Source organism: Streptomyces sp. NPDC060027 (assembly GCF_042737005.1).
Classification (GTDB): domain Bacteria; phylum Actinomycetota; class Actinomycetes; order Streptomycetales; family Streptomycetaceae; genus Streptomyces.
In genome coordinates this window covers 24,821-49,389 of the sequence record NZ_JBHWVI010000027.1, presented here as the reverse complement: position 1 = coordinate 49,389, position 24,569 = coordinate 24,821, and the positions used below count along the sequence as shown (strand labels likewise).

The window sequence follows — 24,569 nt, the reverse complement described above, 5'->3', positions numbered from 1 at the left end:
TATGGTCGCATCGATCCATGAACCTCCGTTTTGCTGTACATGAGTGAATTAACTGCCCGAAATTCAACCTTGTCAGGGTTGAATGGATCACCCATAATTCTCCTTGCCCTCAGGTGAGGCATTGGAGGTATGGTGAGCCGTCCTGATTCGGTCTGGAAAAAGAGCAGCTACAGTGGGACGAGCAATTGTGTTGAAGTGGCGATTGCGGAAACTGTTCTGATCCGCGACTCGGGTGGATTCCGGGTTCCCTTCATTGAGTGCGGATCGGGTGCCTGGCGTTGCTTCATCCGGAATCTTGTCCTCCCGGGGGAAGGATGTCCCGACTGATTTCGACGGCGTAATTCCTTTCGACTTTCCAGAACGCGTCCAGATAGTCGGCCGGATCCTTCCGCTTGCTGGTCCGCGGAGTTTTCTCGCTGAGGATGACGTCGCCGTCGGGGTTTTCGAGGAACGTCACCAGGTCGTCGTCGGCGCTGGAGGACTCGAAGATGTGGCAGGGGCCCCGGAACAACGGATAGTAGGCGCCGGCTGTGAACGGCACGTAGAACACGTTCACGTTGGGTGTCTCGTTGATCCTGAGGAGTGCCTCGTGCTGCTGCCGCATGATGGCCGCGTTGCCGACCCGCCGGTGCAGCGCGGACTCGTCCAGGATGAAGAAGAACTCCGCCTCATCGGACTGCAGGATCTTCTGACGCTTCATGCGGAGGTCCACGCGCAGTTCGAGAACTTCGTCGCCGCCCTCCTCGCCGCCCTCGGCGATTCCCTGGAGGAGTGCCCTGGCGTATTCCTCGGTCTGCAACAGGCCGGGCACTACGTCACGTTCGTAGGCGCGGACGATCGAGGCGGATTCCTCGTAGGCGAGGAAGGTCTCGAATTCCGGAGTGATGACGGAGCGGTAGGCCGTGAACCATGACGGTTGCCGCGCGGCTTTGGTCAGGTCGATCAACTGCCGGGCTTCTTCGGATTCGATTCCGTATTCGGCGACAAGTGCCATGGCGTCGGTCACGCTCACGCCGATCCTGCCGTTCTCGATACGAATTACCTTGGACGGGCTCCAGCCGAACGTGTCCGCCACCTGGCGCTGGGTCAGCCCAGCTGTCTCCCGGGCCCTCTTGAGGCGGTCCCGAAGCCGCTGTCGCAGGATCATCGGGTTCTCTTGCACGGCCACAGCAGCCCTTTCCGTAGTGGACACAACAGTCGCCTCAACGTGCCTGGAGGCTGCTTCGTCACGCCCGACCAAGCAATCCCGACACGATGCGTTGTACCGATCGGTCCTGTGTCTTCCCCCTCCGGTGCGATCTGCGGGGCCCCAACGTGGCCCCTGCCGGACAGTCGCATTGCTCTCCCACTCGGTGCTCTCCGAGTGATGGCCATCCATCCCCTGCCCTATGCTTATATGACAGTGTGCTATGTAGCAGAATCTTCCAACGCACGACGCCGCGACGCAACCCCTGCCTGCGAATTCGCCGAAAAGGAGGAATCCACTGGGGCGGTTGAGGTTCGAGTGGTGAAAGAGTTTTTGATCTGCGGATTTCGAAGCGGGGATTCCGCTCAGCCGGCGCCGACGCGGTGGGCCGACACCGCCGGCCAGTGCGACCGAAGGGTGCGGACCGTCTCGGCGATGGCCGGCCGGCGCGCCGCCCCGGAGCGCCACAGCGCGTACAGGCGGCGGACGGGCAGGGGGTCGAGCGGTACCTCCACCACCCCGGCGGGCAGGGGGCCCCGGCCGAGGCGCGGGATGAGGGCGACGCCGAGGCCGGCGGCGACGAGGGCGACGAGGGTCGGGTTCTCCTCGGCCTGGTGGACGATGTCCGGCTCGTGTCCCGCCTCGCGCAGCGTGCGGACCAGCCAGTCGTGGCAGACCCGCCCCGGCGGCTGGCAGATCCACCGCTCACCGCCCAGCTCCTCCCGCCGTACGGAGGACCGCCCGGCGAACGGGTGCCCGGCGGGTACCAGCAGATCGCAGAGGTCGTCCCCGATCACCGCCTGTTCCACCCCCGGCGGGGCGGGCAGCGGTGCGATGTCCCAGTCGTGCGCGACGGCCATGTCGACCGCGCCCTTGGCGACCAGGTCGACGGACAGATGCGGGTCGACCTCCGTCAGGCGGGTGTCCAGGGCCGGATGCCGCGCGGCCAGATCGGCCAGGACGGCGGGCATCAGACCGCGCGCCGCCGAGGCGAACGCGGCCACGGTCAGCCGTCCCGCCGGCATCCCCCGGCGCTCCTCCAGCTCGGTCTCCGCCCGTTCCACGATCGCCAGCAACTCCTGTGCGGTGGTGGCGAGTTGTTCGGCCTGCTCGGTGAGCCGGACACCGCGTCCGCGCCGTTCCAGCAGGACGGTCCTGGTCTCCCGCTCCAGTTTCGCGATCTGCTGGGACACGGCGGACGGGGTGTAACCGAGCGCGGCCGCGGCGGCGCCGACCGTGCCGTGAACCGAGACGGCGTGCAGGGCGCGCAGGCGCTGGAGATCGAGCATGGGGGCCTCCCTGGTCGCGGCATCGCTCACCCCTCAGCTTACGTAAGCGTTGCTTCATCCATCCATGCAGATATTCGCGCTGGTGCTACATGGTGGGGGCGCCGGATGCTCGACGCATGCGACCCTCCCACATCAGCCTCGCCGTCCTCGTCGCCGCCGTCTGGGGCGTGAACTTCACCGTCATCGAGGTCGGACTCGACCACTTCCCTCCCCTGCTCTTCTCGGCCCTGCGCTTCCTGGTGGCAGCCCTGCCCGCCGTGTTCTTCGTCGGCCGCCCCAAGGTGGCGTGGAAGTGGATCGTGGCGGTCGGGGTCGCCCTCGGCGTCGCGAAGTTCGGGCTGCTGTTCATCGGCATGGACGCGGGGATGCCCGCCGGACTGTCGTCCCTCGTGCTCCAGATCCAGGCCGTCTTCACGGCGATCGCCGCCTTCGCCTTCCTCGGCGAACGCCCCACCCGCGTCAAGCTGTGCGGCATGGCGGTGGCCCTGTGCGGAGTGGGCCTGGCCGCCGTCGACGAGGGCACGGCCGGCCCCCTCGGCGCCTTCGCCCTGGTCATCGCGGCGGCGGCCTGCTGGGGCCTGTCCAACGTCCTCACCCGCAAGGCGTCCCCGCCCGACCCGCTGAACTTCATGGTGTGGGTGAGCACCGTCCCCGTCCTCCCGCTGCTCGGCCTGTCCCTGCTCACCGAGGGCCCCTCCCGCGATCTCGACGCCCTGCGCGCCCTGGACTGGCAGGGCGCCGGAGTCGTCGTCTACGTCGCCTGGATCACCACCGTCTTCGGATTCGGCGCCTGGGGCTGGCTGCTGCACCGGCATCCCGCGTCCACGGTCGCGCCCTTCTCGCTCCTCGTCCCGGTCTTCGGGATGTCGTCGGCGGCGCTGTTCCTGGGCGAGCCGATCGGCCCACTGCGGTGGGGAGCGGCGGCCCTGCTGGTGGGCGGGGTGGCACTCGCCTCGCGGGCGCCGCGCAAGGTCCAGTCGGCGGACGCTCCAACGCGGGGGCGGGTCGGGACGCCAGCATGACCACATGGCCGTTGTCGACATTCCCGGTTCCAAGTCCATCACCGCCCGCGCGCTCTTCCTGGCGGCGGCGGCCGACGGGGTCACCCGCCTCGTCCGCCCGCTCCGCTCGGACGACACCGAGGGCTTCGCGGAGGGCCTGACCTGGCTCGGCTACCGCGTCGGCCGGACCCCGGACGCCTGGCACATCGACGGCCGCCCGGGGGGTCCGGCGGTGGCCCGGGCGGACGTGTACTGCCGGGACGGCGCGACCACGGCCCGCTTCCTGCCGACGCTCGCCGCCGCCGGCCACGGCACCTACCGCTTCGACGCCTCCGCGCAGATGCGCCGCCGCCCGCTGGGACCCCTGTCGAAGGCGCTGCGCGACCTCGGCGTGGACCTGCGGCACGAGGAGGCGGAGGGCCACCACCCGCTGCGGATCGCGGCGTCAGGGGTGGAGGGCGGCACGGTCACCCTCGACGCCGGCCAGTCGTCCCAGTACCTCACCGCCCTCCTCCTGCTCGGCCCGCTGACCCGCACGGGCCTGCGCATCGAGGTCACCGACCTGGTCTCCGCGCCGTACGTCGGCATCACCCTCGCGATGATGCGCGCGTTCGGCGCGGACGTACGGGAGGAGAACGACGTCTTCGACGTGGCGCCCGGCGGCTACCGGGCCACCACCTACCCCGTCGAGCCCGACGCCTCCACCGCGAGCTACTTCTTCGCGGCGGCCGCCCTGACCGGCCGCGAGGTCACCGTCCGCGGCCTCGGCGCAGGGGCGCTCCAGGGCGACCTCGGCTTCGTGGACGTCCTGCGCCGGATGGGCGCGCACGTGGAGACCGGGTCCGACCGCACGACGGTGCGCGGCACCGGTGAACTGCGCGGTCTCACCGTCAACATGCGGGACATCTCCGACACCATGCCGACGCTCGCCGCCCTCGCCCCCTTCGCCTCGGGCCCGGTCCGGATCGAGGACGTCGCCAACACCCGGGTCAAGGAGTGTGACCGGCTGGAGGCCTGCGCCGAGAACCTCCGGCGGCTCGGCGTCCGCGTGGAGACCGGCCCCGACTGGATCGAGATCCACCCGGGCACCCCGGCCGCCGCCGAGATCACGACGTACGGCGACCACCGCGTCGTCATGGCCTTCGCGGTGACGTCGCTGCGCACCCCGGGCATCGGCTTCGACGACCCCGGATGCGTGCGCAAGACGTTCCCCGCCTTCCACGAGGTGTTCGGGGCGTGGGCCGCCGCCGGAGCCGCCGGGGAGGACGGCTGAGCGGGACCGGTGGGCGCCGCGGGCGTCTTGTCGCGGAGATCCCGGGCGGTTAGCTTCGCGACGGACGGCGCCAACCGCGCCTGCGACCCGACTGGGAAAGCGGTCCACAGATGCCTTCCGTCGCCCCCGTTGTCACACTCGCCGTCGTCGGTGCCGGAGACCGGGGCACCGGCCACGCGCGCTGGGCCCTGGACCGTCCGGACCGGGCCAAGGTGGTGGCCGTGGCCGAGCCGCGGGAGACCCGGCGGCGCCGGTTCGCGGCGGCCCACGCCCTGGAACCGGACGCCGCGGTGGACGACTGGCGGGTGCTGGCCGCCCGCGGCCGGATCGCGGACGCCGTGCTGATCTGCACCCTCGACCGCGAACACCTCGAACCCGTACTGGAGTTCGCGGCCCTCGGCTATCACGTCCTGCTGGAGAAGCCGATGGCCCTGACCGAGGACGAGTGCCGGCGGATCGTCGACGCGGTGGAGAGGGCCGGGGTGATCCTCGCGGTGGGGCACGTGCTGCGGTACACCCGGTACACCCGCGCCGTGAAGGAGGTCGTCGACTCCGGTCGGCTCGGTGACGTCGTCAACGTCCAGCACCTGGAACCCGTCGGCTTCTGGCACCAGGCGCACTCCTTCGTGCGCGGCAACTGGGGTCGTACGGAGCGGGCGACGTCCATGCTGATGGCCAAGTCGTGCCACGACCTGGACTGGTTGCAGTACATCCTCGGGCAACCCCCCGTACGCGTCTCCAGTTTCGGACGGCTCTCGCACTTCCGGCCCGAGAACAGGCCCGAGGGTGCCGCCGACCGCTGCCTGGACTGCGCGGTGGAGAGCACCTGCCCCTACTCCGCCCGGCGCGAGTACGGAGACCGGCTCGCCCGCGGCGAACACCACTGGCCGCTGAGCGTGCTGGTCGACGACTTCACCCCCGAGGCACTGGAGACCGCCCTGCGCGAGGGCCCCTACGGGCGGTGCGTGTACGCCTGCGACAACGACGTGGTCGATCACCAGGTGGTGTCGATGGAGTTCGCCTCCGGGGCCACCGCCACCTTCACCATGACCGCCTTCACCGAACAGGCCGACCGCCGGACCCGGATCTTCGGCACGCGGGGCGAACTGCGCGGCGACGGCGGCAGCGTGAGCGTCTACGACTTCCTGACCCGGACCGAGGAGGCCGTCGACCTCGCGGGCGTGGGCGGCATGGACGCGGCGGGCGGCCACGGGGGCGGCGACGCCGGGCTGATGGACTCCTTCGTCGCCGCCGTCGCCACCGGGAACCCCGACCTGGTGAAGTCCGGCCCGCGCGAGTCCCTGACCAGCCACCTCACCGTCCTGGCCGCCGAACGAGCCCGGTACGCGGGCACCGTCGAGGACGTATGACCGCTGGGGGCGACGGTGCGGTAGGGCGGCACCTCCGGCACGACGTTCACCCGAACAAGTCGGCCGCCGTGGATCGCAGTTGATCGAGTACGGCGGTCAGCACCGGGTCCGACTCGGCGCCCGCGCGGACGGCCGCGAAGACGTTCCGGGACGGTGGCGTCCCCCGCGTGGCCGGCAGGGCGAGCCGGCGGTGGGCGTACAGCGGGCGGACCAGCCGGGGGATCAGCGCCACGCCCCGGCCCGCCTCGACGAGGGCGGCCAGGGCGCCCCAGTCGTCCACGGCATACCGGATGTCCGGCGTGAAACCGGCGGCGGCGCAGACCGAGCGGGTCACCGCACCGCAGCAACTGCGCGCGTCGCCCACGATCCAGGGGTCGGTGGCGAGCTCCCGCAGCCCCACCCGCTCGCGGTCCGCGAGGCGGTGGCCGGCCGGTACGGCGAGATCCAGGACGTCCCGGAGCACGTCGACGCGGTGGTAGCGCCGGTCCGTGTGCGGGGGCGCGGCCGCGAAGTCGACGGCCACGGCGAGGTCGAGCTGCCCGGCGTCCAGCGCCGTGAACAGGTCCGGCGGCTGCGCCTCGACGACGTCGATCCGGACGTGCGGGAGCCGCTCGGCCAGCGCCGTCAGCGCGTCCGGGAGGAGGCCGAGGATGCCGCTGGAGAAGCAGCCGATCGTCACCGACCCGCGGCCGCCCCCGCCGTAGGCCACCAGATCGGCGCGCGCCCGCTCCAGTTGGGCGGCGATCAGATCGGCGTGCGCCAGCAGGACCTGCGCCTGCCCGGTCAGCCGGACGCCGCGGCCGTCCCGCTCGGTCAGCGGCGCGCCCAGCTCGCGGGCCAGCGCGGCGATCTGCTGCGAGACCGCCGAGGGCGTCAGACGCAGGGCCTGCGCGGTGCGGGCCAGACTGCCGCGGCGCCGCAGTTCGCGCAGCACGGTGAGGCGACGCAGGTCGACGGTGAAGGTCTCGCTTACTGGTTCCACCAAGAAAGATTAACTGGACCGAAAGGCCGGGAATCGGAAACCATCGGCCCATGAGTACGCCCACGAACACGCCCATGAACACGCGCGACACCGATGACCTCGCGGAACGCCCGCGCGCCTTCCTGATCCTGCACGGCTGGCAGAACCACCGTCCGGAAGGCCACTGGCAGCACTGGCTCGCCGGCCGGCTCGGAGAGCTGGGCCAGCACGTCACGTACCCGCAGTTGCCCGACCCCGACGACCCGGACCTGGAGGTGTGGCTGACGGAAGTGGCCCGCCATCTGGACGCGTTGGCCGGTGCCGAGCGGGTGGTCGTCGCCCACAGCGCCTCGGCCGTGCTGTGGCTGCACGCCGCCGCCCGCGGGCTGCCGGGTCCGGCCGGCGTCGACCGGGTGCTGCTCGTCGCCCCGCCGTCCGCCTCGGTCCTCGCGGGGCTGCCGGAGATCGCCGCGTTCGCCCTGACCGAGCTGGACTTCACGCTTCCCGGCCCCACCCGGCTGGTCGCGGGCGACGACGACCCGTACTGCCCCGAGGGCGCCGACACCGTCTACGGCGACCCCCTGGGCGTACCGACGCGGATGCTGTCCGGGGCCGCGCACCTCGACCTGGACGCCGGGTACGGACCGTGGCCCGCCGTGCTCGACTGGTGCCTCGACGGGACGGCGGAACTCACCGCCCGCGCGGGCTAGTGCCGCGACAGGCAACGTTCGCCCCGTCGCGAAAACGTTGCCTGCCGCGGCACTAGTGCGATGCGGCTTCGCTCAGCAGACGGGCCAGATGCTCACGTCCCGGGCCCAGCAGCGTGTCCAGCGGCGCCGCCGACTCGTACCACCGCTTCTCGTACTCCCAGCACAGCCACCCGTCCCACCCGCCGCGCACGAGCGCGTCCACGCACGCGCCGAGCGGCAGAACCCCCTCGCCGAGCGGCACCGGGGTCGTGGCCTCGGTCGACACGATGTCCTTGACCTGCACATACCCCAGGAACGGGGACAGCGCGGGGAAGGTCCGAGCCGGACTCTCGCCGCCCTTCCGGGCCCATGCCGCTCCGGGGCGGTGTCGCCCGGGGCCGCGTCACTCCGGGCCGGCGCGCAGGTCCAGCCGCCAGTCCTGGCCCACCAGATCCGCGCCGAAGGACCGGTGCGGCTTCTCGGCGACCAGGACGAAGCCGTGGCGCTGGTACAGGCGGCGGGCGGCGGCCAGGACGTCGTTGGTCCACAGGACGAGCTCGTGGTAGCCGACGCCGCGCGCGAAGCCGGTGACGGCCCCGACGAGACGGTCGCCGATGCCGAGACCCCGTGTCTCCGGCTCGACGAGCAGCAGACGCAGGCGGGCCGTGCCGGGAGCGTCGTCCCGTACGCACATCACGCACCCGACGGGCCGCCCGTCGAGCTCGGCGATCCACACCCGCTCCAGGTGGGGGTCGTGATCCTCGGCGAAGTCGGCGACGATCCTGGCGACCAGGCCCTCGTAGTCGGTGTTCCAGCCGTACTCGGCCGCGTACAGCGCCGCGTTGCGCTGCACGATCCAGCCGAGGTCGCCGGGGCCCGGTTCGCGCAGGACGACGTCCTCGCGGCCGGGCGCGGCCCGCCCGTCGCCCAGGAGCGTGCGCACCGTGCGCATCGCCTCCCCGAGTCGCGGCCGGTCGGTGAGGGGCACGGTCGCCAGCAGCGAGCCCACGGTCTGGCGCGCCCGCTCGTCGAGCAGCGCGGCGGCTTCCCGGCCGCGTGCGGTGAGCGTGATCCGCCGGCGTCGCGGGTCCTTCTCGGACGCGGCGCGCTCGACCAGGCCGTCCTGCTCGAACCTGTTCAGGATCCGGCTCAAATAGCCGGAGTCCAGCGAGAGTTCGGCCCGGATGTCGGCGGCGTCCGTCCGGGGCGTGTGCGCCAGTTCGTAGAGGACGCGGGACTCTGTCAGCGTGTACGGCGCGTAGAGATGGCGGCCGTAGTCGAGCGCGCCGATGACGTTCGTGTAGAAGCGGTTGAAGGAGCGGATGTCCTGGACGGTCATGATCGGCCCCGGAGGTCGGCTCTGGATGATCACAGTGGCCTGTTCGGCCGGATGGCTGACTCAGTCAGAGATGTTGCCCGCATCGAGCATAGAACCCCCACCCGCGCACCGCCTACCCCCGACCACACCCCGATCCGCCCCACACCGCAGCCCGTCCCGCGCCCCGTCCTCACAGGGCGCCGCACGTCAGCCGTGGGCGACCCAGGGGAGGGGCACGTCAGCCCCAGTGCACTCGGAAACCCTGCGCACCCGGGAAACTCCGCCCCCGTCGGGAACTCCGGTCCTGTCGGGAACCCAGGAACCCCCGAACCCCCGGGGACAGCAGACGTCAGTCCCGGGGAACCCCGGTGGACCCCCGCACCATCAGCTCCCCGCGCACCGTCGCGATCCCGCCCGGCGGCGGCTCCTCGCGGCCCATGGCGATGCGCCCGGCGCGGGCGCCCGCCTCGGAGAGCGGCAGCCGTACGGTCGTGAGGGCGGGCACGGCGTCGATGCTGAACGGCAGATCGTCGAAGCCCGCGACGGACACGTCGGCCGGGATACGCAGCCCCGAGTCGCGCAGGGCCGCGCACGCGCCCAGCGCCACGGTGTCGTTCGCGGCCACGACGGCCGTCAACGACGGGTCGCGGCGCAGGAGTTCGAGCGTCGCCTCGTAACCGGACCGGCGGTCGTAGCGGCCGTGCACGGTGCGCCGCGGGTCGTCCTCGATGCCGTGGGCGCCGAGCGCGGCGCGGTGGCCCTCCAGACGGTGGCGGGTCGTCGTGCGTTCCTCGGGGCCCGCGATGTAACCGAGCCGCCGGTGGCCGAGGCCGATCAGATGCTCGGTGAGCTGCTTGCCGCCGCCGCGGTTGTCGAAGGTGAGCGCGATCGCCTCGGGAGCCTCCGGCGCGGGCGGCCGTCCGCACAGCACGACCCGGGTCCCCGCCTCCGTCAGCCTGCGCAGCTTCGCGGCGACGGCGGTGGCGTGGGCGGCGTCCTCGATGGCCCCGCCGGTCAGCACGACCGCGGCGGCGCGCTGGCGCTGCAGAAGCGTGAGGTAGGTGAGTTCGCGCTCCGGGGAGCCGCCGGTGTTGCACACGACGCCGAGCCGTTCCCCGCCCGCTCGCCCCCCGGGGCCGCCGATCTCCGACTGGATCGCGGCCGCCATGATCCCGAAGAAGGGGTCGGCGATGTCGTTGACCAGGATGCCGACGAGGTCGGAGGTCGCCGCGGCCAGCGAGCTCGCGGGCCCGTTCAGCACATAGTCCAGCTCGTCCACCGCGCGCAGCACCCGCTCACGCGTGGAGGAGGCCACGGGATAGTTCCCGTTCAGCACGCGCGACACCGTCGCGGGAGAGACCTGCGCGCGGGCCGCCACGTCCGCCAGGGTCACCGTCATCTCGTCGTCCTCCGGTCGCGCATCTCGTCGTACCTCTTCGTACGTCTCGTACGTCGTCGTGCCTGGTCATGCCTCGTCGTACGGCGTCGAACGCGGAGTCGAAGGCCGAGTGCGCCGCGTCCCGTGGCCAGGGTCCGTGCAGACCATACGGCCATCGGCCCCCGTTGTTCGCCCCCTCGAACAACTCGTCTTTGCGGTGGTCTTGTCCAGACCGCTGCACAGAGGCTAGCTTCTCAGCAGTAGAAAGCGCTTGCTGTCACGCTCACCTGTTAAGCGTGCGCGGCGCCTGACGCGTACGAAGGGAATGACGTGACACGCAAGACGGTGCGTATCGCCATGAACGGCGTGACGGGGCGGATGGGCTACCGCCAGCACCTCGTCCGCTCGATTCTCGCCCTGCGTGACGAGGGCGGCCTCGACCTCGGCGACGGCACCGTGCTGTGGCCCGAGCCCGTCCTCGTCGGCCGCCGCGAGCGCGCCCTGAAGGAACTCGCCGAGCGGCACGGCCTGGAGCACTGGTCGACGGACCTGGACGCGGTCCTCGCCGATCCGGCCGTCGACCTCTACTTCGACGCCCAGGTGACGTCCGCCCGCGAGGAGGCCATCAGGAAGGCCGTCGCCGCGGGCAAGCACGTGTACACCGAGAAGCCGACCGCCACGGGCCTCGACGGAGCACTCGAACTGGCCCGCCTCGCGCACGCCGTCGGCATCAAGCACGGTGTCGTCCAGGACAAACTGTTCCTCCCCGGCCTGCTCAAGCTGAAGCGGCTCATCGACGGCGGCTTCTTCGGGCGGATCCTGTCCGTCCGCGGGGAGTTCGGATACTGGGTCTTCGAGGGCGACTGGCAGCAGGCCCAGCGGCCCTCCTGGAACTACCGCGCCGAGGACGGCGGCGGCATCGTCGTCGACATGTTCCCGCACTGGGAGTACGTCCTGCACGAGCTCTTCGGCCGCGTCACCTCCGTGCAGGCGCTCACCGCCACCCACATCCCGCAGCGCTGGGACGAGGGGGACAAGCCGTACGACGCCACCGCCGACGACTCCGCCTACGGCATCTTCGAGCTGGAGGGCGGTGCGGTCGCCCAGATCAACTCCTCCTGGGCCGTGCGCGTCAACCGCGACGAGCTCGTCGAGTTCCAGGTCGACGGCACGGAAGGATCAGCTGTCGCCGGACTGCGCAACTGCCGCGTCCAGCACCGCAGTTCGACCCCCAAGCCGGTCTGGAACCCGGACATCCCGGCCACCTACTCCTTCCGTGACCAGTGGCAGGAGGTCCCCGACAACGCCGAGTTCGACAACGGCTTCAAGGCCCAGTGGGAGCTGTTCCTGCGGCACGTCTACGCCGACGCCCCCTACCGCTGGGACCTCCTCGCCGGCGCCCGCGGCGTGCAACTCGCCGAGCTGGGCCTGAAGTCCTCGGCCGAGGGCCGCCGTCTGGAGGTCCCGGAGATCGCGCTGTGACCATCCGACTCCCGGGCGCCGACGGCCGGTTGCGGACCTACGCGCCGCGCACCGACCCCCTCGCCGTCCTCCCCGACGGGGCGCCCCTCGCCTCCCGCACGGTCTTCTCGGCCGCGCATGTCGTCGCCGACCCGTACGCGGACGTCTCGCCCGACGCGCCCGCCGCCGTCGACTGGGACGCCACGCTCGCCTTCCGGCGCCATCTGTGGTCGCACGGCCTCGGTGTCGCCGAGGCGATGGACACCGCCCAGCGGGGGATGGGCCTGGACTGGGCCGGGGCGGCCGAACTCGTCCGGAGGTCCTCGGCCGAGGCCCGGGCCGTCGGCGGCCGGATCGCCTGCGGCGTCGGAACGGACCAGCTCACCGGCCCGGCCACGCTCCACGAGGTGCGGGCCGCGTACGAGGAACAGCTCACCCTCGTCGAGGAGTCGGGCGCGCGGGCGATTCTGATGGCCTCCCGCGCGCTCGCCGCGGCCGCCGCCGGACCCGAGGACTACCTCGACGTCTACGGCCACCTCCTGCGCCAGGCCGCCGACCCGGTGATCCTGCACTGGCTGGGCCCGATGTTCGACCCGGCGCTGGAGGGCTACTGGGGGTCACCCGACCTGGACACCGCGACGGAGGTGTTCCTGGAGGTGATCGCCGCCCACCCGGACAAGGTGGACGGCATCAAGGTCTCGCTGCTGGACGCCCGCCGGGAGGTCGCGCTGCGCCGCCGCCTCCCGGACGGCGTCCGCTGCTACACCGGTGACGACTTCAACTACCCCGAGCTGATCGCGGGCGACGAGCAGGGCTTCAGTCACGCGCTGCTCGGCATCTTCGACCCGCTCGGTCCGGCGGCCGCCCGGGCCGTACGGGTCCTGGACACGGGCGACGTCAAGGGCTTCCGTGAACTCCTCGACCCCACCGTCGAGTTGTCCCGGCACCTGTTCCAGCCCCCGACCCGCTTCTACAAAACGGGCGTCGTCTTCCTGGCCTGGCTCGCGGGTCACCAGGAGCACTTCGCGATGGTGGGCGGCCTGCAGTCGGCGCGCTCGCTGCCCCACTTCGCGCGTGCCTACGAACTGGCCGACGGACTGGGCCTGTTCCCGAACCCGGAACGCGCCGAAGCACGGATGAAGACCCTGCTGGCCCTGTACGGAGTGACCTCATGAGCAGCCTCGCCCGATTCTCCGTCAACCAGATGACGGTCAAGCAGCTCTCGATGCCCGAACTGGTCGGATCCTGCGTGGAGATGGGCATCCCGGGCGTCGGTCTCTGGCGCGAACCCGTGCGGTCGTACGGCCTCGACGCCACCGCGAGACTCGTCCACGACGCGGGCCTGGCCGTGACCACCCTCTGCCGGGGCGGCTTCCTCACGGCGATCGACCCGGGGGAGCGGAAGCTCGCCCTGGACGACAACCGGGCGGCCGTCGACGAGGCCGCGACCCTCGGCACCGACACCCTCGTGCTGGTCTCCGGCGGACTGCCGTCCGGTTCGAAGGACCTGCACGGCGCCCGCGAGCGCATCGCCGACGCGCTCGCCGAGCTGGGCCCGTACGCGGCCTCCCGCGGCGTGCGCCTGGCCATCGAACCGCTCCACCCCATGTACGCCGCCGACCGCTGCGTGGTCTCCACCCTCGCCCAGGCCCTGGACCTCGCGGAACGCTTCCCCGCGGACCAGGTGGGCGTCACCGTCGACACGTACCACCTCTGGTGGGACGACACGGCCCCCGCCCAGATCGCCCGCGCGGGAGCCGGGGGCCGCATCCACACCTTCCAGCTCGCCGACTGGACCACTCCGCTTCCCGAGGGCGTCCTCAACGGCCGCGGCCAGCTCGGCGACGGCTCGGTCGACTTCCGCGCGTGGCGGGGCCACGTCGAGGCGGCGGGGTACTCCGGACCCATCGAGGTCGAACTCTTCAACGACGCGTTGTGGGCCCGGGACGGGCGCGAGGTGCTGGCCGAGACGGCGGCGAGGTTCGCGGAACACGCCGGGTAAAGAATCTTCGGAAGTCCGTGCAACCCTTCCCCGACTTCGCGGGTCGTACGTGGCATCAGGACTTCTGGAGGGGGATCTGGGGGGATCGCGGGGGTTCTGATACGGAGGGGAAAGCCGAGGGGCCCGGTCGACAGACCGGGCCCCTCGAATGCTTTCGAGCGCCGCGACCGGACCCGGGCGACCCGGACCGGCGCCGTCCCCGCTCGTCCACAGTGCCGGGTCGCTGTCGGAGGCGGGCGGTACCGTCGGATCATGTCCAATCAGGCGGGGGCCGCCCAGACCGGCGAGCGGCGACTGGCCACGCTGGAAGGCGTGCTCGAACGCATCACGTACGCCAACGAGGAGAACGGATACACGGTCGCCCGGGTGGACACCGGCCGGGGCGCCGGCGATCTGCTCACCGTCGTCGGATCGCTTCTCGGCGCCCAGGTCGGCGAGTCCCTGCGCATGGAGGGCCGCTGGGGCTCCCACCCGCAGTACGGCAAGCAGTTCACGGTGGAGAACTACACGACGGTGCTCCCGGCCACCGTCCAGGGCATCCGCCGCTATCTCGGCTCCGGCCTGGTCAAGGGCATCGGCCCGGTGTTCGCCGACCGCATCACCCAGCACTTCGGACTGGACACCCTGCGGATCATCGAGGAGGAGCCGAAGCGGCTCATCGAGGTCCCGGGACTCGGCCCCAAGCGCACCGGGAGGATCGCCGACGCCTGGGAGGAACAGAAGGCGATCAAGGAGGTCATGCTCTTCCTCCAGACCGTCGAGGTGTCCACCTCCATCGCGGTCCGTATCTACAAGAAGTACGGCGACGCGTCGATCTCGGTCGTGAAGAACCAGCCCTACCGCCTGGCGTCCGACGTCTGGGGCATCGGCTTCCTCACCGCCGACAAGATCGCCCAGTCCGTCGGCATCCCGCACGACAGCCCCGAGCGGGTGAAGGCCGGCCTTCAGTACGCCCTGTCCCAGTCCACCGACCAGGGCCACTGCTACCTCCCCGAGGAGCGGCTGATCGCGGACGCGGTGAAGCTGCTCCAGGTCGACACGGGCCTGGTCATCGAGTGCCTGGCCGAGCTGGCCGCGCCGGCGGAAGAGGGCGAGGACCCCGGTGTCGTACGGGAGAAGGTCCCCGCCTCGGACGGCGGCGACCCGGTGACGGCCGTCTACCTGGTGCCCTTCCACCGCGCGGAACTCTCGCTCTCCGCACAGCTGGTGCGCCTGCTGCGCAGCGACCGTGACCGGATGCCCGGCTTCCACGACGTGGCCTGGGACAAGGCCCTGGCCTGGCTGAAGGGGCGTACGGGCACGGAGCTGGCCCCCGAGCAGGAGGCGGCGGTCCGGCTCGCGCTCACCGAGAAGGTCGCCGTGCTCACCGGAGGCCCGGGCTGCGGCAAGTCGTTCACGGTCCGCTCGATCGTGGAACTGGCCCGCGCCAAGGGGGCCAAGGTGGTTCTCGCCGCCCCCACCGGCCGTGCCGCCAAGCGGCTCGCCGAGCTGACCGGAGCCGAGGCCTCCACCGTGCACCGGCTCCTGGAGCTCAAGCCGGGCGGCGACGCGGCGTACGACAAGGACCGGCCGCTGGACGCCGACCTGGTGGTGGTCGACGAGGCCTCCATGCTCGACCTCCTGCTCGCCAACAAGCTGGTCAAGGCGGTGCCCCCGGGCGCCCATCTGCTCTTCGTCGGCGACGTCGACCAGCTGCCGAGCGTCGGCGCGGGCGAGGTGCTGCGCGATCTGCTCGCCGACCGCGGCCCGGTCCCGGCGGTCCGCCTCACCAAGGTCTTCCGCCAGGCCCAGCAGTCCGGGGTGGTGACCAACGCGCACCGGATCAACTCCGGGCAGCACCCGCTCACCGACGGCATGAAGGACTTCTTCCTGTTCGTCGAGGACGACACCGAGGAGGCCGGGCGGCTCACCGTGGACGTGGCGGCCCGGCGGATTCCGGCCAAGTTCGGGCTCGACCCGCGCCGGGACATCCAGGTCCTCGCTCCCATGCACCGGGGCCCGGCCGGCGCGGGCCACCTCAACGGCCTGCTCCAGCAGGCCATCACCCCCGGCCGCCCCGACCTCGCCGAGAAGCGGTTCGGCGGCCGGGTCTTCCGGGTCGGGGACAAGGTCACCCAGATCCGCAACAACTACGAGAAGGGCGAGAACGGCGTCTTCAACGGCACCGTGGGCGTCGTCACCTCGCTCGACGCGGTCGAACAGCGTCTGACGGTGCGGACGGACGAGGACGAGGAGGTGCCGTACGAATTCGACGAACTCGACGAGCTCGCCCACGCCTACGCGGTGACCATCCACCGCTCCCAGGGCAGCGAGTACCCGGCGGTGGTGATCCCGGTGACCACGGGCGCGTGGATGATGCTCCAGCGCAATCTGCTCTACACGGCGGTTACCCGGGCCAAGAAGCTGGTCGTCCTCGTCGGTTCGCGCAAGGCGATAGGCCAGGCGGTGCGTACGGTGTCCGCGGGACGCCGGTGCACGGCCCTGGACTTCCGGCTGTCCGGCGCGTGAAGCGACGCCTCTTCGCCGGGTGAACCGGGCTGTTCGGTGGCCGAACGGGGCCATTCGGGCGCGAGACGCGGCCCATCACAAAAAATGATCGATCAAACGAGTCATGAAGGTCACAGAACACTTCCAGTTGCTGGACGAACGGGGCAGGATGAGCAGGTTGGCGGCACTCAGTGCCGCCAATAGGCCCAATGGTCGACCCCGAGTGCACTCTCCAGGGCCAAATGGGGGATGGTAGAGACAGTCAGGGCACCTCGAAGAAGAGGCACAACGTCGGTGAGGGATGACGTGAGCGACAACTCTGTAGTACTGCGGTACGGCGATGGCGAGTACACCTACCCGGTGATCGACAGCACCGTCGGCGACAAGGGCTTCGACATCGGCAAGCTCCGCGCCCAGACCGGTCTGGTGACGCTGGACAGCGGGTACGGCAATACCGCCGCCTATAAATCCGCGATCACCTATCTCGACGGTGAGCAGGGCATCCTCCGGTACCGCGGCTACCCGATCGAGCAGCTGGCCGAGCGTTCCACCTTCCTGGAGGTGGCGTACCTGCTGATCAACGGTGAGCTTCCGAACGTCGACGAGCTCTCCACCTTCAAGAACGAAATCACGCAGCACACCCTGCTGCACGAGGACGTCAAGAACTTCTACAGGGGCTTCCCGCGCGACGCCCACCCGATGGCGATGCTGTCCTCGGTCGTCTCGGCGCTGTCGACCTTCTACCAGGACAGCCACAACCCGTTCGACGAGAAGCAGCGCAACCTCTCCACGATCCGGCTGCTCGCCAAGCTTCCGACGATCGCGGCGTACGCCTACAAGAAGTCGATCGGCCACCCCTTCGTCTACCCGCGCAACGACCTCGGGTACGTCGAGAACTTCCTGCGCATGACCTTCTCGGTCCCCGCCCAGGAGTACGAACTCGACCCGGTCGTCGTCTCCGCGCTGGACAAGCTGCTCATCCTGCACGCGGACCACGAGCAGAACTGTTCGACCTCCACCGTGCGTCTGGTCGGCTCCTCGCAGGCGAACATGTTCGCCTCGATCTCCGCCGGCATCTCCGCCCTGTGGGGCCCGCTGCACGGCGGCGCCAACCAGTCGGTCCTGGAGATGCTGGAGGGCATCAAGGCCAACGGCGGCGACGTCGACTCCTTCATCCGCAAGGTGAAGAACAAGGAGGACGGCGTCCGCCTGATGGGCTTCGGCCACCGGGTGTACAAGTCCTTCGACCCGCGCGCCAAGATCATCAAGGCGGCGGCGCACGACGTCCTCTCCGCTCTCGGCAAGTCCGACGAGCTGCTGGACATCGCCCTGAAGCTGGAGGAGCACGCGCTCTCCGACGATTACTTCGTCTCGCGCAACCTCTACCCGAACGTCGACTTCTACACCGGCCTGATCTACCGCGCCATGGGCTTCCCGACCGAGATGTTCACGGTCCTGTTCGCCCTCGGCCGGCTGCCGGGCTGGATCGCCCAGTGGCACGAGATGATCAAGGAGCCCGGCTCCCGCATCGGCCGCCCGCGTCAGATCTACACGGGTGTCGTCGAGCGCGACTTCGTGCCGGTCGAGGCTCGCTGACGCCTGCACGACTGATCGCCGGGTCCCGTACGGGGGCCCGGCGATCTTCGTACCGAAGCAGAAAAACGGAAAGCGCCCTGCTACTGGTCCCCCCACGGGCCGGCAGTCAGGGCGCTTTCCTTGTCCCGGTGCGGATTCCCCCCACGGGATCCGGCCGGGCGTCTGTGGGACAGCGCCTGAATCGCTGTGTGCCGGCACGGGGCCGACGGTGAGCCGAGCGAGCGTGAACTCGCTGTACTGCGGTGGTGCGGTGCGATCTGCCGGGACGCGTACGGATCGGGAGGGCCGCTCAAAGCTCCCCGGTGTACGTGCCCCGGCGACGCAATTTCCGGGAACGTCCCCCAAGACATCCCCAGATGCCAGTCACGCCCCCCAAGACGCTTCTGACATCGCCAAACTTAGACCGACGAACCCCTTCGATGGTTACGTTCACGTCACTGTGATCTGTGTCTCTTGCATATGTCCTGAAGATAGGCAAGAGCCCCGATATGGGAATCGGGAACCAAGCGTAAGGAAGATGCGCGAGCCTTGTGAAGAGCTTATGTGAGCCTCCCGTTGGACTCTAGGGGGACTCATGCATCGTCGTCACGAGAATGCTCTGAGTCGAAGGCTGTTCGTGACCACGAACACGGACGAGAAGGCCATCGCCGCCCCCGCGATCATGGGGTTCAGCAGGCCCGCAGCGGCCAGCGGCAGCGCCGCCACGTTGTAGCCGAAGGCCCAGACCAGGTTTCCCTTGATCGTCGACAGGGTGCTGCGCGCCAGCCGGATCGCGTCCGCGGCCACCCGCAGGTCCCCGCGCACCAGCGTCACATCGCTCGCCTCGATCGCGGCGTCCGTCCCCGTGCCCATCGCGAGGCCCAGATCGGCGGTGGCGAGCGCGGCCGCGTCGTTCACCCCGTCGCCGACCATCGCGACGGTCCGGCCCTCGCCCTGGAGCCGCCGCACCACGGCGACCTTGTCCTCGGGCAGCACCTCGGCGAGCACCTCGGCGGAGCCGATGCCGACCGCCCGCGCCACGGCCTCGGCGACCGCCCGGTTGTCCCCGGTCAGCAGCACCGGCGTGAGCCCGAGGGCACGCAGCTCGCGGACGGCCTCGGCGCTGGTCTCCTTGATCGTGTCGGCGACGGTCAGGATGCCCACCGCCACGCCGTCCCGGGCGACCACGACCGCCGTACGGCCCTCCGTCTCGGCCGCGCTCTTCGCGCCTGCAAGCGCCTTCGGGAGCTCGTCCGGGAACCGGCCGACGGTGACGTCGTGGCCGTCCACCCGCCCGCGCACTCCCCGGCCGGGCACGTTCTCGAAGCGTTCCGGTACGGGAAGGGCTCCCACGCGCTCCTGAGCGCCTGCCGCGATCGCCCGGGCGATCGGATGCTCGGAGGCGTGTTCCAGGGCTCCGGCGAGCCGCAGGACGTCCTGCTCGGCGGTGCCGTCGGCGACGTACACCTCGTGCAGGCTCATGCGTCCCGTGGTGACCGTGCCGGTCTTGTCCAGGACGACCGTGTCGACGCGGCGCGTGGACTCCAGGACCTCGGGGCCCTTGATGAGGATGCCGAGCTGGGCGCCGCGGCCGGTGCCGACCAGCAGGGCGGTCGGAGTGGCCAGGCCGAGCGCGCACGGGCAGGCGATGATCAGGACCGCGACGGCGGCGGTGAAGGCGGCGACGGTGTCGCCGGTGACGGCGATCCAGGCCCCGAAGGTGCCGATCGCGACGAGCAGCACGACGGGCACGAAGACCCCGGAGATCCGGTCGGCGAGGCGTTGCACCTCGGCCTTGCCGTTCTGCGCGTCCTCGACGAGCCGGGCCATCCGCGCGAGCTGGGTGTCCGCTCCGATCCGGGTGGCCTCGACGACGAGCCGGCCCCCGGCGTTCACGGTCGCACCGGTGACGGTGTCCCCGACGGTCACGTCCACCGGCACCGACTCGCCGGTCAGCAGGGACGCGTCGACGGCCGACGCGCCCTCCACGACGGTCCCGTCGGTGGCGACCTTCTCGCCCGGCCGTACGACGAAGCGGTCGCCGACCGCCAGCCGTTCCACCGGGACGCGGACCTCACGGCCGTCCCGCAGGACGGCGACGTCCTTGGCGCCGAGCTCCATCAGCGCCCGCAGCGCCGCCCCCGCGCGCCGCTTGGAGCGGGCCTCCAGGAAGCGGCCGAGCAGGATGAACGCGATGACGCCCGCGGCGACCTCGAGATAGAGCGTGGACGCCCCGTCCGTACGGGAGACGGTGAGCTCGAAGCCGTGCCGCATGCCCGGCATCCCCGCGTCGCCGAAGAACAGCGCCCACAGGGACCAGCCGAACGCGGCGAGCGTGCCGACCGAGACCAGGGTGTCCATGGTGGCCGCGCCGTGCCGCGCGTTCGTCAGGGCGGCACGGTGGAAGGGCAGCCCGCCCCAGACCACGACGGGGGCGGCGAGCGTCAGCGAGAGCCACTGCCAGTTGTCGAACTGCAGGGCCGGGATCATCGACATGAGGACGACGGGCAGGGCGAGCAGTGCGGAGACGGTCAGACGCCCGCGCAGCGCGGCCGTTTCGGGATCGTCGTCGGCGGGCGGTGCCGTCCCCTCGGGCGCCACGGTCGTCACGGGCGGCGGGGGTTCCTCGGCGGTGTAGCCCGTCCTCACGACGGTGGCGATCAGATCGGCCACCCGTACCCCCACGGGGTACGAGACCTTGGCCTTCTCCGTCGCGAAGTTGACGGTGGCGGTGACGCCGTCCATCCGGTTGAGCTTCTTCTCGACGCGGGCCGCGCAGGAGGCGCAGGTCATCCCGCCGATGGAGAGCTCGACCTCCGAGGTCGTGCCTATGGGTGTCTCGGGTGCTGCGGTGGTCATGGTCCGGCTCCAGGAATGAGCCGGGCCGCGCGGAGCCGGTATCAGCCGGTCGGCACGGCCCGGTACGGAGGAGGGGGGCTGCTGGGGTCCGCTCAGGCCGGGCCGACGAGCTCGAAGCCCGCCTCGTCCACCGCGGCGCGGACGGCGTCCTCGTCGAGCGCGGCCCCGGAGACGACGGTGACCTCGCCGGTCGAGGCGACGGCCTTCACCGAGGTGACGCCGGGGAGCTCGGAGATCTCGCTGCTGACGGAGCCTTCACAGTGTCCGCAGCTCATCCCGCTCACCTGGTAGACGGCGGTGACGGAGCCCGGGGTGTCGGTCTGCGCGGTCATGGCGTTACTCCTCGTCGAGGCGTCCGGTGCGTGCGTGCGTGAGTGTGAGGGAGGGGCCCCTGGGGACCCAGGGTTCTCCTCGATGGTCACCACACTATACCCCTAGGGGGTATTAATCCAAGCGAGGCCGGGTGTGCCCGGCGGCTGATTCCGGGTCGCGGATCGCCGATCGATTTGTCCGAACCCTATGGCAAAGATCCCTGATGTCGCGGACGGGAAGGCTGGCGCCGTCGATGCCTGGTGCGTCAGGTACGTCAGGTCCTCCGGTGCGTCCGGCGGGACTCAGCGGCCGACGGGGTGCTCGTCCCCGAGGATCGGCTCCAGGTAGCGGTGCATGACCGTCTTCAGCTCCGTGACGTAGGCGCCCCGCTCGGCGCCCTCGTGGGACATGATCAGGGTGAGGCCGGCCTTGAAGAGATGGAGCGTCATGTTCGCCGTGCGGGCGCGCTCGTCGGGCGGGAGGTCCGGCACGCGGGTCGCGATCATCTCCTCGACGCGGGCGAGGAGGGTGCAGTGCACGCTGCCGATCTCCTCGACGATCGGTCCCGGGATGTCGGGGCCGTGCATCAGGACGGCGAAGGCCGGGTTCTCGACGTTGAACGCGATCAGCGGGTCGAGGACCGCGTCGAGCATCCGGCCCAGCGGGAGGCCGATGTTCTCCGGTGTGAGCGCCTGTCCGTGCGACCGGGCCCAGTGCTCCAGCAGCTGGTCGCCGAGGCCGACCGCGATGGCTTCCTTGTTCGGGAAGAATTGGTAGAGGGTGCCGGGTGAGACGCCGGCCTCGCGGGCGATGGCGTTCGTGCTCGCCGCCGTGTAGCCGGACTGGCAGAACACGGAGGCCGCCGCCTCAAGGAGCTGGGCGATGCGGCGCTCGCCGCGGGCCTGCCTGCGGCGCGGCTTCTCCTCGGCGCGCTGCTGCCGCGTCGGTGGCTCCTCGGCCTGCTGCTTCTCGGGCACGGGTTATCCCCAGCTTCTCGGGACGCGATTGACAAACACGAGTGGTCGCTCGCATTCTTGAAAAACGCGAGCGATGACTCGTGTTTGCCATTCTATGGCAATGGGCGATCCATGCTGCCTGCACGGATGCGGGCCATCAGGATCACGGTGAAGGGGACACCGCATCATGTCCGAAGTCGACGACGCGAGTGACGGACCCGGAGCGAGGTCCGGCGAGGGCTCGGGGGCGGGCGGGCGCGCGCGGCCAGGGGGATGGACCCGGTTCGTGACCGCGCGGCCACGGCTCTCCCTGCTCGTGGCCCTCCTGCTGACCGCGCTCGCCGTGGTCGCGGGCAGCGGGGTCGCCGACCGGCTGGGCAGCGGAGGCTGGGAGGACCCGACCGCGCAGTCGACGTACGCGACCAAGGCGCTGGAGCGGGAGTTCCCCGCCTCACAGCCCAATCTGCTGCTCCTTCTCGACGCGGGCGCCGCCTCGGTCGACGACCCCTCAGTCGCCGCAGAGGCCAAGCGGCTCACGGCACGCCTGGCCACCGAGCGGGGTGTCACGGGCGTCGGTTCCTACTGGCAGTCAGGTTCCCCCGCGCTGAAGGCGCGTGACGGCCACGAGGCGCTGATCGCCGCGCACATCACCGGCGACGAGAAGACCGCGGCCGACACCCTGGACCGACTCGCACCGTCCTTCCGCGGAAGGAGCGGACCCGTCGAGGTCGAGGTCGGCGGACCGATCGCCGTGCGGCACGAGATGCAGACGACCATCCGCGAGGACCTGACCAGGGCCGAGATGATCGCCCTTCCGGTGACCCTCCTGCTGCTGGTCATGGTGTTCGGGAGCGCCGTCGCGGCCCTGCTGCCGCTCGGGGTCGGCATCATCGCGATCCTCGGCACCAACGCCGTGCTGCGCGGACTCACCGAGGTCACGGACGTCTCGGTCTTCGCGATGAACCTGACGACGGCCCTCGGTCTGGGTCTCGCCATCGACTACGCCCTGTTCATCGTCCGCAGGTTCCGCGAGGAGCTGGCCACCGGCGCCCCGCCGCGCACCGCGGTCGGCACCACCCTGCGCACGGCGGGCCGCACGGTGCTCTTCTCCGCCCTCACCGTCGCGGTGTCTCTGGCCGCGATGCTGCTCTTCCCGCAGTACTTCCTGCGCTCCTTCGCCTACGCCGGCATCGCCGTGGTGCTGCTCGCCGCGGCCGCCGCCCTGATCCTGCTCCCCGCGGCGCTGGTGCTCCTCGGTGACCGGGTGAACTCCCTGGACCTGCGGCGCCTGTTCCGGCGCGGAGGGCCGCGTCCGGCCGACGGCGGGGCCGCCTGGGGACGCATGGCCTCCCTCGTGATGCGCAGGGCACCGCTCTTCGCGGTGGCCACCACGGTCGGCCTCATCGTCCTCGGACTGCCCTTCCTGGGCGTGAAGTTCGGCACGGCCGACGACCGTCAGCTGCCCTCGGGCGCGGAGTCGCACATCGTCCAGCAGCACATCCGCGACGGCTTCCCGGGCAGTCCCGGCGGAGGTCTGGAGGTCCTGGCCGAGGGAGCGGCCACCCCGACCCAGTACGCCCGGTACAGGGAGCGGATCGCCGCCCTGCCCGAGGTGCTGCGTGTGGACGGGCCCCTGGTGAAGGGCGACGCGGCGTACTTCACGGTCCTGCCGAAGGGCGAGGCCGTGGACGAGGGGGCCCAGCGGCTGGTGGGCGAACTCCGGGCGACGGCCGCTCCGTTCGACACCTCCGTGACCGGCACGGCGGCCGTCCTGGTCGACTCCAAGCACGCGATAGCCGACCGGTTGCCGTGGGCGGCCGCGTTCATCGCGATCGTCACGCTGCTCCTGGTGTTCCTGCTGACCGGCAGCGTGCTGATCCCGGTCCAGGCGGTGCTGCTCAACGCGCTCAGCCTGACCGCGATGTTCGGTGCGGTGGTCTGGGTCTTCCAGGACGGCCATCTCTCCGGCCTCCTCGACTTCACCAGTTCCGGTTCGATCGAGACGACCCTCCCGGTCCTGATGTTCTGCGTCGCCTTCGGGCTCTCCATGGACTACGGCGTCTTCCTCCTCTCCCGTATCAAGGAGGAGTACGACCACACCGGCGACCACCGGGAGGCGGTCCGCTTCGGGCTCCAGCGCACCGGAGGGCTCATCACCGCCGCCGCGGTCATCCTCGCGGTGGTGATGGTCGCCATCGGCACCTCCCGGGTCGCCAACACCAAGATGCTCGGCCTGGGCATCGCGCTCGCCGTGCTGATGGACGCGATGGTCGTCCGCAGCCTGCTGGTCCCGGCGGTCATGCGCCTGACCGGCCGGGCCACCTGGTGGGCGCCCGGACCGCTGCGGCGCTTCCACGACCGGTTCGGACTCAGCGAGGGGGAGGCGCCGGATGCGGCCCCGGCACCGGCGACCGAGCCCGGCCGGGACAAGGCGGGCGCGCGCGGATAGCGT

Annotated in this window: 19 protein-coding genes and 1 pseudogene; 11 read left to right on the top strand and 9 right to left on the bottom strand. The window is 70.9% G+C overall.

All coding sequences use genetic code 11. The features are described 5' to 3' along the window. Positions 1–129 precede the first annotated feature (129 nt). Positions 130–327, top strand: coding sequence for a DUF397 domain-containing protein (locus tag ACFWBT_RS09930; protein ID WP_385697827.1), 198 nt, complete (start codon positions 130–132; stop codon positions 325–327). Here ACFWBT_RS09930 and ACFWBT_RS09925 read toward each other — a convergent pair. Together ACFWBT_RS09925 and ACFWBT_RS09920 are read right to left on the bottom strand one after the other, a co-directional pair. Beyond that, complete coding sequence (locus ACFWBT_RS09925; RefSeq protein ID WP_385697825.1) at positions 284–1,168, bottom strand: helix-turn-helix domain-containing protein; 885 nt, start codon at positions 1,166–1,168, stop codon at positions 284–286. The genes ACFWBT_RS09930 and ACFWBT_RS09925 overlap by 44 nt on opposite strands. A gap of 383 nt (positions 1,169–1,551) precedes the next feature. After that, complete coding sequence (locus tag ACFWBT_RS09920) at positions 1,552–2,475, bottom strand: LysR family transcriptional regulator (RefSeq protein ID WP_385697823.1); 924 nt, start codon at positions 2,473–2,475, stop codon at positions 1,552–1,554. A gap of 116 nt (positions 2,476–2,591) precedes the next feature. Between ACFWBT_RS09920 and ACFWBT_RS09915 the strand changes: the two genes are divergently transcribed. The 3 genes from ACFWBT_RS09915 to ACFWBT_RS09905 all read left to right on the top strand — a co-directional run bounded on the left by ACFWBT_RS09915 (position 2,592) and on the right by ACFWBT_RS09905 (position 6,119). Further along, entirely contained in the window at positions 2,592–3,497 is a 906-nt protein-coding gene (locus tag ACFWBT_RS09915; RefSeq protein WP_385697821.1) for an EamA family transporter, read from the top strand. 4 nt (positions 3,498–3,501) lie between these two features. Further along, positions 3,502–4,749 carry a 3-phosphoshikimate 1-carboxyvinyltransferase gene (gene aroA / locus ACFWBT_RS09910; RefSeq protein WP_385697820.1) on the top strand — a complete coding sequence of 416 codons (1,248 nt, stop codon included), beginning with the start codon at positions 3,502–3,504 and terminating at the stop codon, positions 4,747–4,749. A gap of 110 nt (positions 4,750–4,859) precedes the next feature. Continuing rightward, on the top strand, positions 4,860–6,119 hold the full coding sequence (locus tag ACFWBT_RS09905) for a Gfo/Idh/MocA family protein (RefSeq protein WP_385697818.1): 1,260 nt from the start codon (positions 4,860–4,862) through the stop codon (positions 6,117–6,119). A gap of 46 nt (positions 6,120–6,165) precedes the next feature. On the opposite strand, the gene ACFWBT_RS09900 is transcribed toward ACFWBT_RS09905, so the two are convergent. Then, entirely contained in the window at positions 6,166–7,101 is a 936-nt protein-coding gene (locus tag ACFWBT_RS09900) for a LysR substrate-binding domain-containing protein (RefSeq protein WP_385697816.1), read from the bottom strand. Positions 7,102–7,175: 74 nt separating this feature from the next. Between ACFWBT_RS09900 and ACFWBT_RS09895 the strand changes: the two genes are divergently transcribed. Next, complete coding sequence (locus ACFWBT_RS09895) at positions 7,176–7,790, top strand: RBBP9/YdeN family alpha/beta hydrolase (RefSeq protein ID WP_385697843.1); 615 nt, start codon at positions 7,176–7,178, stop codon at positions 7,788–7,790. Positions 7,791–7,842: 52 nt separating this feature from the next. On the opposite strand, the pseudogene ACFWBT_RS09890 reads toward ACFWBT_RS09895, so the two are convergent. From ACFWBT_RS09890 to ACFWBT_RS09880, 3 genes and pseudogenes are all read right to left on the bottom strand, one after another. Continuing rightward, positions 7,843–8,163: pseudogene (locus ACFWBT_RS09890) on the bottom strand (sugar phosphate isomerase/epimerase family protein); the annotation flags it as partial. A gap of 9 nt (positions 8,164–8,172) precedes the next feature. Next, positions 8,173–9,108: a GNAT family N-acetyltransferase gene (locus ACFWBT_RS09885; protein ID WP_385697814.1), complete on the bottom strand. Its 936-nt coding sequence runs from the start codon at positions 9,106–9,108 to the stop codon at positions 8,173–8,175. A 328-nt stretch (positions 9,109–9,436) separates the two neighbouring features. Further along, a complete protein-coding gene (locus tag ACFWBT_RS09880) occupies positions 9,437–10,486 on the bottom strand; it encodes a LacI family DNA-binding transcriptional regulator (protein ID WP_266758980.1) in 1,050 nt (349 codons plus the stop codon). A gap of 309 nt (positions 10,487–10,795) precedes the next feature. Between ACFWBT_RS09880 and ACFWBT_RS09875 the strand changes: the two genes are divergently transcribed. From ACFWBT_RS09875 to ACFWBT_RS09855, 5 genes are all read left to right on the top strand, one after another. Then, complete coding sequence (locus ACFWBT_RS09875) at positions 10,796–11,947, top strand: Gfo/Idh/MocA family protein (protein WP_385697812.1); 1,152 nt, start codon at positions 10,796–10,798, stop codon at positions 11,945–11,947. Then, positions 11,944–13,101: a dihydrodipicolinate synthase family protein gene (locus ACFWBT_RS09870; protein ID WP_385697810.1), complete on the top strand. Its 1,158-nt coding sequence runs from the start codon at positions 11,944–11,946 to the stop codon at positions 13,099–13,101. The genes ACFWBT_RS09875 and ACFWBT_RS09870 overlap by 4 nt, the downstream gene beginning before the upstream one ends. Continuing rightward, positions 13,098–13,928: a sugar phosphate isomerase/epimerase family protein gene (locus ACFWBT_RS09865; protein ID WP_385697808.1), complete on the top strand. Its 831-nt coding sequence runs from the start codon at positions 13,098–13,100 to the stop codon at positions 13,926–13,928. The genes ACFWBT_RS09870 and ACFWBT_RS09865 overlap by 4 nt, the downstream gene beginning before the upstream one ends. 252 nt (positions 13,929–14,180) lie before the next feature. Next, on the top strand, positions 14,181–16,436 hold the full coding sequence (locus ACFWBT_RS09860; protein WP_385697806.1) for an ATP-dependent RecD-like DNA helicase: 2,256 nt from the start codon (positions 14,181–14,183) through the stop codon (positions 16,434–16,436). A 285-nt stretch (positions 16,437–16,721) separates the two neighbouring features. Then, positions 16,722–18,011, top strand: coding sequence for a citrate synthase (locus ACFWBT_RS09855; RefSeq protein ID WP_266758971.1), 1,290 nt, complete (start codon positions 16,722–16,724; stop codon positions 18,009–18,011). Positions 18,012–18,596: 585 nt separating this feature from the next. Here the strand turns inward: ACFWBT_RS09855 and ACFWBT_RS09850 are convergent. The 3 genes from ACFWBT_RS09850 to ACFWBT_RS09840 form a co-directional block, all read right to left on the bottom strand. Then, positions 18,597–20,849, bottom strand: a complete 2,253-nt coding sequence (locus tag ACFWBT_RS09850; protein ID WP_385697804.1) for a heavy metal translocating P-type ATPase — start codon at positions 20,847–20,849, stop codon at positions 18,597–18,599. A gap of 92 nt (positions 20,850–20,941) precedes the next feature. After that, the gene (locus ACFWBT_RS09845; protein ID WP_385697802.1) at positions 20,942–21,181 is read right to left on the bottom strand and encodes a heavy-metal-associated domain-containing protein; all 240 of its coding nucleotides are present in this window, start codon (positions 21,179–21,181) and stop codon (positions 20,942–20,944) included. A gap of 282 nt (positions 21,182–21,463) precedes the next feature. Next, complete coding sequence (locus tag ACFWBT_RS09840) at positions 21,464–22,138, bottom strand: TetR/AcrR family transcriptional regulator (protein ID WP_385697800.1); 675 nt, start codon at positions 22,136–22,138, stop codon at positions 21,464–21,466. Between the two features lie 166 nt (positions 22,139–22,304). Between ACFWBT_RS09840 and ACFWBT_RS09835 the strand changes: the two genes are divergently transcribed. After that, the gene (locus ACFWBT_RS09835) at positions 22,305–24,566 is read left to right on the top strand and encodes an MMPL family transporter (RefSeq protein ID WP_385697798.1); all 2,262 of its coding nucleotides are present in this window, start codon (positions 22,305–22,307) and stop codon (positions 24,564–24,566) included. Positions 24,567–24,569 lie beyond the last annotated feature (3 nt).